The 10,837-nt window shown below is 68.3% G+C and carries 9 protein-coding genes; 8 read left to right on the top strand and 1 reads right to left on the bottom strand.

Annotated elements, in window-relative coordinates; genetic code table 11:
* Nucleotides 1-148 (top strand): TorF family putative porin (locus AC51BJ_RS00105; RefSeq protein WP_496278932.1); only part of this gene is annotated, 148 nt, incomplete at its 5' end.
* A gap of 83 nt (nt 149-231) precedes the next feature.
* On the opposite strand, the gene AC51BJ_RS00100 is transcribed toward AC51BJ_RS00105, so the two are convergent.
* On the bottom strand, nt 232-1,296 hold the full coding sequence (locus tag AC51BJ_RS00100) for a helix-turn-helix domain-containing protein (RefSeq protein WP_496278931.1): 1,065 nt from the start codon (nt 1,294-1,296) through the stop codon (nt 232-234).
* Between the two features lie 386 nt (nt 1,297-1,682).
* Between AC51BJ_RS00100 and peaA the strand changes: the two genes are divergently transcribed.
* Genes peaA through ccsA form a run of 7 tightly spaced genes read left to right on the top strand, consistent with a single transcriptional unit; the run spans nt 1,683 to nt 10,759 of the window.
* Nucleotides 1,683-3,296: a quinohemoprotein amine dehydrogenase subunit alpha gene (gene peaA / locus AC51BJ_RS00095; RefSeq protein WP_496278929.1), complete on the top strand. Its 1,614-nt coding sequence runs from the start codon at nt 1,683-1,685 to the stop codon at nt 3,294-3,296.
* 27 nt (nt 3,297-3,323) lie between these two features.
* A complete protein-coding gene (gene peaB, locus AC51BJ_RS00090) occupies nt 3,324-4,766 on the top strand; it encodes a quinohemoprotein amine dehydrogenase maturation protein (protein WP_496278928.1) in 1,443 nt (480 codons plus the stop codon).
* On the top strand, nt 4,763-5,083 hold the full coding sequence (gene qhpC / locus AC51BJ_RS00085) for a quinohemoprotein amine dehydrogenase subunit gamma (RefSeq protein WP_019915608.1): 321 nt from the start codon (nt 4,763-4,765) through the stop codon (nt 5,081-5,083). Before peaB ends, qhpC begins: the two co-directional genes overlap by 4 nt.
* Before the next feature lie 31 nt (nt 5,084-5,114).
* Entirely contained in the window at nt 5,115-6,224 is a 1,110-nt protein-coding gene (gene peaD / locus AC51BJ_RS00080) for a quinohemoprotein amine dehydrogenase subunit beta (protein WP_496278927.1), read from the top strand.
* Between the two features lie 5 nt (nt 6,225-6,229).
* A complete protein-coding gene (locus AC51BJ_RS00075; protein WP_496278926.1) occupies nt 6,230-7,960 on the top strand; it encodes an ABC transporter ATP-binding protein in 1,731 nt (576 codons plus the stop codon).
* Nucleotides 7,957-8,607, top strand: a complete 651-nt coding sequence (gene qhpE, locus AC51BJ_RS00070) for a subtilisin-like serine protease QhpE (protein WP_496278925.1) — start codon at nt 7,957-7,959, stop codon at nt 8,605-8,607. The genes AC51BJ_RS00075 and qhpE overlap by 4 nt, the downstream gene beginning before the upstream one ends.
* The gene (gene ccsA, locus AC51BJ_RS00065) at nt 8,600-10,759 is read left to right on the top strand and encodes a cytochrome c biogenesis protein CcsA (RefSeq protein WP_496278924.1); all 2,160 of its coding nucleotides are present in this window, start codon (nt 8,600-8,602) and stop codon (nt 10,757-10,759) included. The genes qhpE and ccsA overlap by 8 nt, the downstream gene beginning before the upstream one ends.
* The last annotated feature ends 78 nt before the right edge of the window (nt 10,760-10,837 follow it).

Here is a 10,837-nt window from a genome sequence, read left to right as displayed (position 1 = left end):
GAAGAACTTCGAAGGGGGCTGGCAGGCGGCGGTGGCGTATGTGGATACGAACGCGGACAAGAACTTCTACACCATCTGCGACAACGGCATCCGTTGCAAGGACACCGGCGACAGCAAGTGGCTGATCTACGTGAAGCGCACCTTCTGACGCACCGACAATGACCTCGCGGATTCCGCCTCCGGCGGAATCCTTGACGGCCGCACGCTCTCCTCGCGTCGCGGCCGTTTTTTTCAGCCGGACAATCCCGGGAAGGGCCAGTCGCCGGTGCCGGAGGACCACGGCTGCGCCCGCACCTGCGGCGGGCGCTTCAGCGTGGATGACGGCGACTCGCCGAACAGCGCCTTGTAGTAGGACGAGAACATGCCCATGTGCCAGAAGCCCCACTTGCAGGCGGCACTGCTGACCGACATGTCGGGGCCGCCATGCAGCAGGTCCTTGCGTACGCCGTGCAGGCGCACGTAGCGCAGGAAGGTGACCGGGCTGATGCCCAGCACGTTCATGAAGGCATGGTGCAGGCCGCGCCGGCTCATCTTCAGATGCGCGCTGAGGTCGCTGACCGACGGTGGCGCGTCGCGGTTGGCAAGGATGTACTGGCGTGCGCGCTCGACGATGGCGCGGTGGATGGCGTGGCCGCCGCGGCTGCGTTCGGGGCGCTCGGAAATCGACAGCAGCGCGGTGAGCGATGCATTGATGATGGATTCCGATACCGCCTGACAGGAGGCCGCGTGCTGCAGCACCTCGGGCGTGGACTGCACGCAGCACATCACCTCGTGCAGCACCTGCCGGTAGCGCATCGCCGCTCCTGACTGCAGCGTCTGCATCTGCGTGCGCGCGACCACGCTCGCGACTTCGCGCCCGAGCACCGATTCGGCGTAGCCGTCCAGCGTGTCGGCGTCGATCACGGCGACGAAGATGTCGGACATCCGCGGTGTGCGGAAGTGAAGTTCCTCGCCCGGCAGCAGCGTGAGCAGGCTGTCGCGGCGCACCTCCTGCGCCTGCCAGTAGCCGTCCGGATGCACGTTGATCGGCACACCGAAGGTGTAGGACGACGGACGCGGATGGCCCTTCTCGTCGATCACCTGGTCCATCGATTCGCGGAACAGCTGCACCGGGCCGGACGACATTTCGACGATGCGGCCGCGGAATTCGCCGCTGGTCAGCTGCAGGTATTCCTGCGACCACTGCGGCAGGCTGTCGGCGTGCTGACAGGGGTCCTCGGTGACGAAACAGCACACCTGGGGACCGACCGGCTGTTCGTGCGACAGCATCTCGCGGGTGGATTCAACGGTATTCACGCTCACTCCCTTCGCCGCTCGTGATCGGCGCAACCCATGCTGTCTGGCAGGACGGATGACGCTTCGGAAAATGGCGGCGTTCTCTGTGTCTGCGGATCGGCGTGCGTTCCGGCGCACAGACCGGACCCGCCCGGCTCGCCCGGACTCCTCTGAAACCCATGGTAGGCCTGCCCACATCCCCCGGCAATACACCGCCGGCTGGCGTCCGGACGAACGGGCCGATTCTTGATAGTGCGAACGGAACCTCTGGCCGGTTCGCGATAACGCCCGTGCAGACCCCACTCCTATAGTCGATCAACGGCCGGCGAGCTCCGCCTGCGCCGTGATCCACAGACGCCGCATCGCCACCGGGCGGCATTCATGGCCAACAACTCAAGAGGTACTCGATGCACAGAACAGTACTCAACAGGAGGTCGCAGCGAGCGCTCGCGCTTGCCGCCGGCCTGCTCACCCAGCTTTGCGTCGCCGGCGCCTACGCGGCCGCCCCGGCGGGCGAAGCGCTGGTCAATACCAAGTGCGCGTCCTGTCACTCCGCCAAGGGCGACGGCAAGTGGGACCGCATCAGCGAAAGCCGCCGCACACCCGAAGGCTGGGACATGACGGTCGCCCGCATGAGCTTCGCGCACGGCGTCAAGCTGAGCCACGACGAGCGCGGCGCCATCGTCAAATACCTGTCGGACGCCTACGGCCTGTCGCCGGACGAGTCGGCGGCGCACCGCTACATCGTCGACCGCACGCCCAGCGTGGTCGAGCACCCGGAGAACAAGCTGATCGGCGACACCTGCGCGCGCTGCCACTCCTACGGCCGCATCGCGGTACAGCGTCGCACCGAGGCGGACTGGCGCAAGCTGGTGCACTTCCATGTCGGTCAGTTTCCGGCGATCGAGATCCAGGCTGGCGGTCGCGACCGCAACTGGTTCGACATCGCCACCGGCGAGGCCGCGGTCGAACTGGGCAAGGTGTACGGCTTCGAGTCCGACAGCTGGAACAAGTGGAAGGCGCAGAAGCCGGCTGACGCGAGCGGCAGCTGGCGCCTGGTCGGCCACAAGCCGGGCACCGGTGCCTACGAAGGTACGGCCACGGTAAAGCGCACCGGCAACGACGCCTATTCGGTCAGCATGACCGTGCGCTATGAGAACGGCACGAGCGAACAGCTGACCGGATCGGCCCTCGTCTACACCGGTCACGAATGGCGCGCGACGCTGAAGAGCGGCGAGCGCGAGATCAACCAGGTCATGACGCTGGCCGACGGTGGGCGTTCGCTGTCGGGTCGCTGGTTCGAGTCCGGTTACGACGCGATCGGCGGCACGCTGCGCGCCGTGCGCGCCGATGGCGCCACGCCGACCGTGCTGTCGGTGCAGCCCGCCGCGCTGAAGGCGGGTACCCGCGGCCGCCTGGTCATCAACGGCGTCGGTCTCGACGGCGACGTGAACCTGGGCAATGGCGTGAAGGTGGTATCGGTAGCCGAGCGCAGCGCCGAGCGTGTGGTGGTCGAGGTCGAGTCGGCGAAGGACGCCGTGACCGGACCGCGCGAGGTGAAGGTGGGTAACGCACGCAGCGGCGACGCGCTCAAGGTCTATCAGCGCATCGACTACGTGAAGATCACGCCCGACCACCCGATGGCCCGTGTCGGCGGCAACGGCGGCTCGATGAACAAGGTGCCGGCCCAGCTCGAAGCGCTGGCCTACGCCGTGGGCGCCGACGGCAAGCAGGGTACGGCCGACGATGTGCTGCTGGGCGCCATGCCTGCGGCCTGGTCCTTCGACAACCTGAACAAGGTGGCGGCGGAAATGAAGGACGCCAAGTTCGCCGGCCGCATCGACCAGAGCGGCCTGTTCATGACCAATGACGCCGGTCCCAATCCGCAGCGCAAGTACCGCACCAACAACGCGGGCGAGCTGAAGGTGACCGCCGCGGTCAAGGACGGCACGCGCACGGTCAAGGCCACGGCGCCGCTGATCGTCACCGTGCAGCGCTTCAACGATCCCCCGATCCGCTGAGGGCGGGCCGTCACCGGAACAGCCACCATGTCCGAAGCCAACCTGCTTTACGTCGATACGCACGCCTTCCACGACGTGGATGTGAAGGGCCGGCGCGTGCTGCTGCACGTGCCGAGCACCGGCATCTTCGATCTCGACGGCGTGACCACCGAGGTGCTCGATTTCGTGCGGCCGAAGGCGACCGTGAGCTTCGAGGAGCTGCTGCAGCGCTTCTCGGGCAGCGGTTCGCCGACGCTGATCGCCGACGCGATCGAGGACCTGAAGTCGCTGGGCGTGCTGCGCGGCGACCCCGCCGTGGCCGACCGCGGCGCCGGGATCAGCGTGACCGAGTTTCCGCTCAGCACCATCGTGCTGAACGTGAACACCGGCTGCAACCTGAGTTGTACCTACTGCTACAAGGAGGACCTGACGACGCCGTCCAAGGGCGAGAAGCTCGACTTCGACAAGGCGAAGAAGAGCATCGAGCTGCTGCTGAAGGAAGGGGCGAAGCGCGACCGCGTCAACGTGGTGTTCTTCGGCGGCGAGCCGCTGTCGAACATGCGGCTGATCAAGGCGGTCACCGCCTACGCGGAAGAGCGCTGCCGCGAGGAGGGCAAGCAGGTCGACTTCTCGCTGACCACCAACGCCACGCTGCTCACCGAAGAGATCGCCGACTGGTTCAACGAACACTCCTTCGGCATCTCGATCAGCATGGATGGTCCGCAGGCGGTGCACGACCTGCGCCGCAAGACCATAGGCGGCAAGGGCACTTACGAGGTGGTGGCGAAGAAGGCGCGCATGCTGCTGTCGCGCTACACCGCGCGGGCAGTCGGTGCGCGGGTCACGCTGACCGCAGGCTATTCCGACGTGGCGGCCATCCACCATCACCTGAAGGACGAAATCGGCTTCGCCGAAGTGGGTTTCGCGCCGGTCACCAGTAATCCGATCACCACCTTCAACCTGGTCGGTGACGAGTTGCGCGCGGTGTTCGACGCGATGAAGACGCTGGGCCGCGAGTACGTCGAGGCGGCAGTCGAGGGCCGCAACATCGGCTTCTCGAACATGCACCAGATGCTGTCCGACCTGTACGAGGGCCGTCGCAAAGCGCTGCCCTGCGGTGCCGGCATCGGGTTGCTGGCGGTCGATCACAAGGGCGAACTGAATCTCTGCCACCGCTTCACCGGCTCCGAGCTGCCGACCTTCGGCAACGTCGACACCGGCATCGCGAAGGCGGAGCTGGGCGCCTTCCTCGAAGGCGCGCTCGACCGCTCGGAGCGCGGCTGCTCGACCTGCCGCATCCGCAATCTGTGTTCCGGCGGCTGCTACCACGAGTCCTACGCCAACTTCAGCGACCCGCATTCGCCGGTCTATCACTACTGCGAACTGCTCAGGGAGTGGGTCGATTTCGGCATCGAGGCCTACCTCGAAATCCTCGAAAAGAACCCCGCTTTCCTCTACAAGCACGTCGCGAACAGGAGCTCTGAACTATGAACCGCTTGAAACCGCTGAACCGCAAGGCCCACCAGATCGAAGCCGCCCCGAACGACGAGGCGGTCGAGAAGGTGGTCGCGATGACCGCTGCCGTCGCCGGCTGCGCCACCACCTTCGACCCGGGCTGGGAACTGGATCCCTTCCTCGGCGTGGCCGGCCTGTGCCAGCCGATGGAAGCCGATCTGTACGGCTGTTCCGATCCGTGCTGGTGGCCGGCCCAGGTGCCGGACACGCTGCACAACTACCCGGACTGGAACACCGGCAAGGACGACGCTGCGCGCGACTGGAAGGCGCTGCAGAGCGTGTTCCCGAAGTAAGCCCGCGAACGTACAAGAGGAACTGCTGACCATGAAGATCAAGACCACGGCGGCCGCACTGGCCGTCAGCTCCGGCGTCGCGCTGTTCGGCGCCCTTCCGACCGCCGCCCTCGCGGCCAAGGACTATCTGGTGACCGCCGCACGCCCCAACCTCGTGTTCGTGATGGACGCGAAGGAACGCAAGGTGGTGAAGACGCACACCATTCCGAACACCTCGATGGGCAACAGCCCGATCACGCTGGTGCATTCGCGCGACGGCAAGACCGCCTACGTCATCCACAACCGCTGGGAAACCGTGTCCGGCATCGACCTCGACAGCGGCAAGGAAGTATTCCGCGCGGAACTGTCCGGCGGCGACATCCGCGGCAAGTCGCCCTTTCCGATGGACCTGAGCCCGGACGGCAAGGAACTGGCGGTCTATGTGAACCCGACCCAGCTGCTGCCGGGCGAATACAAGGTGCTCGATCCCTATATCGCGATCTACCGCACCGACGCCGGCACCGACGCGGAGCCGGTACGCAAGCTCAAGGTGCCGCGACGCGTGTCCACGCTGGCCTGGTCGGCCAAGGGCGACACCTTGTACGCCTTCAGCTGGGACATGCTCAAGCTCGACCCGCAGACCGGTGCAGTCAAGGGCAAGCACCCGTGGCGCAGCTGGAAGAACGGCGAGCAGGGCGAGCCGGACACGCTGGCGATCTGGCCGCAGTGGGAACAGACCAATGTGTTCGCCACGCCTTACTACGTCGCTTACGCGAACAAGCCGGAAGGCGATCCGTCGGCTCTGCGCGCCGGCATCTGGACGCTGGACCTCGAAAAGGACACGGTGAAGTTCAAGGAATTCGAGAATGCCGGCGTCGTGCTGTTTTCCAGCGTGGTGAACCCGGTGCGCCGCGACGAAACCTATACGGTCTATACCCAGCTCACCAAGGTGAACACGAAGACCGGCAAGATGGACCGTGTCGATCTCGACCATACCTACTACAACGTGAATGTGTCGAGCGACGGCAAGGAGCTGTACATCGGCGGCACCCAGGGCGACATCGCGGTGTATGACAGCGCCACGCTGAAGCGCATCGGCAACATCCGCACGCCGGGCGGTGGCGACCAGGTGCTCACCTCGCTGCGCATCTTCCAGCGCTGAGCGGCATGAGGGCAGAAGCACTCCATGCGCCCACCGCCGGCGCCGCGCCAGTCGCGGTGGCGCCTGCGGGGCCGGGCGGCCGTCGCCTCGGCGCGCTCTACCGCTGGGCCGGCGCCTTCATCCGGCCCGAGTGGCCGGCGCTGGCGGCCGTGCTTCTGCTGTCGCTGCTCGCCGTGCTGGCCGGACTGGCCCAGCCGCTGCTGACCCGGGCGCTGATCGACGACGGCATCCTCGCGCACGATCGCGCGGCGGTGCTGGCGGCCGGCGCCTGGATGGTCGGGCTGGCACTGTTCGCGCTGGCGGTCGGCTTCGCCTGCCGCCGCATCCACGTGGCGGCGTCGGCGCGCATCCTCCACCGCATGCGCGAATCGCTGTTCGCGCATGTGCTGCGGCTGTCGCCGGCCTTCTTCGCGCGCATGCGGCAGGGTGACCTGCTGGCGCGGCTGGAGGGGGACCTCGGCGAGGTGCAGCGCTTCGCCGTCGACGCCGTGCTGTCGGCCATCAACTCGGTGCTCACGCTGATCGGCACCGTCGTCCTGCTCTGGCTGCTCAGTCCCAAGCTCGCGCTCTTCCTCGCACTGCTGATGGGGCTCAACAGCATTGTGCTGTCGTGGGTACGACCGCGCATCGAGAAGCTGTCGCAGCAGTCGCGCGACGCCGGTGTCGAGGTGTCGAGCTTTCTGGTCGAGAAGGTCGGTGCGGTGCGCTGCATACAGACGCACACCGCCGAGCGGCGCGAGCTGGAACGGCTCGCTGCCTTGCACGGCACGGTGCGCGAGCGCCTGCTGTCGCTGCAGCTGTTCGGCTACCTCGGTGGCGCCTTTCCCAACCTGCTGCTGTCGCTGGCGGTGATCGGCATCTTCGTCGGCGGCAGCCTGTCGATGCTGGCCGGCGAGCCGCTGACGCTGGGTACGCTGGTCGCCTTCGCCACCTGCGTGCAGCGCGCCAGCGCGCCGCTGCATGCGCTGATGGGGCTCTACCTGCAGTGGCAGCGGGTGAAGGTGGGCCTGAACCGCGTCGACGAACTGCGCGCGCTCGATGTGCCGGACGATGCGCCTCTGCTGACGGCAGACGTTCTGCCGACCGGCGACCTGGTGGTGCGCGACCTCGCCTTCAGCTATCCGGGCGCGGCGCGCCCGGCGTTCAGCGGACTGAACCTGACCCTTCCTGCCGGCGCCCGCGTGTGGCTGCGTGGCGATTCAGGCAGCGGAAAATCCACCTTCATCGATCTGCTGCATCGCCACTTCGAACCGTCAGCTGGCTGGATGGCCATCGGCGGCGTGAATCTGCAGCGCGTCGACCGCGCGACGCTGCGCCGGCACGTCGTCGTGGTGTCGCAGGAGGCGGTGCTGTTCACCGGCTCACTGCGCGACAACATCCGCTACGGCCGGCCGGACGCGCGTCGCGACGAGGTCGAGCAGGCGGCGCAGGCGGCCGGCGTGAGCGACTTCCTGTCGCGGTTGCCCGAAGGGCTGGACGCCATGGTCGGCCCGCGCGGCGCCTCGCTGTCCGGCGGCGAGCGCCAGCGGGTCGCGCTGGCGCGCGCGCTGCTGATGTCGCCGACGGTACTGGTGATCGACGAGGGCACGTCCTCGCTCGACGGCGCGCTCGAACTGCGCACGCTGGCGGCGATCGACGCGCTGCTGCCGCAGGCGACACGCATCGTGGTCAGTCACCGCGACCTGTCGCAGCTCGCCTTCGACTGCGTCATCGATTTTCCGCAGGCCGCTGCATGACCGCCGTCGTTCGCGTTGGCCTGCTCGACAGTGCGCTGGACAGTGGCTTGAGCGACGCGGTGTATGCCATGACCGGAACCGCGGCGCTGGACGCCGATGCGCGCGGGCACGGCAGCCAGATCGCGCGCTGCGTGCTTGCGCACGCGCCGCAGGCGCGGCTGGCGGTGGCGCAGGTGTTCGACCGCAGCCGTGAAACGACGGTCGATGCGGTGCTCGACGGCCTCTACTGGTTGATCGGGCAGGGCGTTCAGTTGATCAACATGAGCTTCGGCATGCCCACCGCCAGCCCACGGCTGGCGCAGGCCTGTTGCGATGCCGCCGACGCCGACATCGTGCTGGTCGCCTCGGCGCCTGCACGCGGTGCACCGGTGTATCCGGCGGCCTTCGCGCATTGCATCGCGGTGACCGGCGACGCGCGCTGCGCGCCGGGCGAGCTGTCGTGGCTAGCGAGTGCGGCAGCCGACTTCGGCACGCACGCGCTGATCGAACCCGGTCATCCGGAACGCGGCGGCGGCGCCAGCATCGCCACCGCGCGGATGAGCGGGCTGATCGCCGCGCTGCTTGCGCAGGGCGTCGCGCCGGGTGATCTGCGCGCGCGGCTGCAAGGCGCGGCAATCCATGTCGGACCGGAGCGCCGTCATGCGTGATCGCCTGCTGTGGGGCGCCGTGCTGGGGGCGGCGCTTGTCTGCACGGCGCTGCCGGCGGTTGGCAATGCGCTGCTTGCAGCCGCGGGTGCCGCCGCACTGTGGGGCGGCGTGGCGCCCGCCCGGCGCTGCGCGCTGCTGCCTGTTGCGGCCGGTCTGCTGTGGGGCGCGCTGATTGCGCTCGCCGTGCTGCTGTTGGCCGACCGCTTCGACCTGCGCTACGTGTGGATCTACAGCGGCGCCGAACTGCCGCTGCATCTGAAGCTGGCCAATCTGTGGGGCGGCGATGAGGGCACGACGCTGCTGCTGGCGGCGTTCCTGAGCACATTGGCCGCGCGCGGCGCGGCGCAGAGCCGCCAGCGCATCGACGTCACGGCGCTGCTGGCCGCCTGGTACGCGCTGACCGCCGCCTGGCTCGGTCCGTTCGCGGCGACCCCGGTCGACTGGCTGCAGAAGTCGGCGTCACAGGGCATGAACGCGCACCTGATGAAGATATGGATGCTGGTGCACGCGCCGCTCATCCTCGCCGCCTACGCGTGGACGCTGTCGCTCGCTGCACCCGCGCTGGCTGCGCTCGGCGGGCAGGAGACGCGCTGGCCGGGCAGTGCGCTGACGCACGCACGACGAGCCTGGGCACTGCTCACCGCCGGCATCGGCTTCGGCATGGTGTGGGCCTTCGAGGACGCGATGTACGGCCAGGTGTGGCACTGGGACCCGGTGCAGACCGCGGTGTTCGCCGTGTGGTGTCTGCTCGCCGCCCATCTGCACGGCGCCGGCGGCTGGCGGCCCGGGCGCACGATGTGGCGCTGGGTGCCCTTTGCCGCACTGGCGGCGGCGGTGCTGACCGCGGTCGCGATGGGCGTCACGCGCAACGAGGTGCTCGCCAGTTCGCACCGCTACGTCGGCGCGTCGACCTGGGCGGCCCACATGACGCTGGCTGTCCTGCTGTCGCTGGCCGGACTGGCCGCGTGGCTGCACGGACTGCGCGCGGTGCGCCCCCTGCCGAATGCGAAACGCCTGAACCTCGCCGCCTGGGGCTTGCGCGCGACGCAGCTCATTTTCGTGTTCATCGGCCTTGCCGCATCCGCGCATCTTGCCTGGGCCTTCTATGCCAGCGCACAGGGCCTGCCGCGGCCGGACGATTTGAAGCCCTTCTTCGAAACGCTGCGCAACTGGGCGCGCGGCTCCGAGCTGCCGGCGCTGCGCGCGGCCTTCGCGCAGTGGGACGTCGATGGTTACGGGCTGGCGCGTCTGCTGCTGTTGCCCATGGTCGTGACCGGGCTGATCGGCGGCTGGTTCTTCGCCCGCCGGCTGTCGGCGCGACTGGGCTGGATCACGCTGGCGGTCGCGGCACTGGCCTGCGCCGCCATGTTCGAGCACGGCGGCCCGCTGGCCCGTCATTACGCCGGCAGCGGCGTGCTGTCGCAGCAGATCGCCGGCGCGCTGCCGCGCATCGACGCCGCCCTGATCGCCGGCGCCTATCTGGCGCTCGGCTGCGCTGCATGGAGCGTACACGGCGCCTGGCGCAGCCGGCGTAACGCCGGCTACCTGCTGTCGCTCGGCCTGCTGCATCTCGGTGCGGTGGTCGCGCTGTGGGGCGGGTTGCTGGCGACGGCGCTGAATGGCTATTCGCAGCACCTGGTGGCTATCGACGGAGAGTGGCAGCGTGCGCATCAGGGCTATGCGGTGCGCGTCACCGGCCTCGACGTGGACCGCGCGGCCGACGGCGGTCGCACGCAGGGTCGCGGCAGCTTCCGCGCGCTGGCGCAGATCGAGATTTCGACGCCTGAGCACGGTGTGCTGCAGGGACAGACGCTGTACCGCGACGCCCGCAGCGCGATCGCGGGCTACGCCGGGCCGGTGCGCCAGATCTGCGAAATCCTCGACTACCGCTATGCGCGTTACGCCGACCAGCCAGGCTATGTGCTGCATCCCTTCATCGACCGCGGCTGGGCGCGCGACCTGCAGCTGTGGGTCGCCACCTCGTCCGCGGTGGCGGCGCTCGAAGGCGGGCCGCAGGTTGCGCAGGCGGTGGTCGTGCTGCGGGTGCTGCCCTTCGCGTCGCTGTTGTGGATCGGTCTGACGCTGACTTCGCTCGGCGCGCTGTGGCTCGCATTGCGCCCAATGCCGACACACAGGGAGGTGCAACAATGAATCCGCTGCTCATACTCGGGGCCGGCCCGGCCGCCAGTCTGCTTGCGATCGCACTGGCGCGGCACGATATGCCGGCGC

It is taken from the genome of Methyloversatilis sp. S146-33 (assembly GCF_059552495.1).
This window is presented reverse-complemented; position numbering and strand designations above follow the sequence as displayed.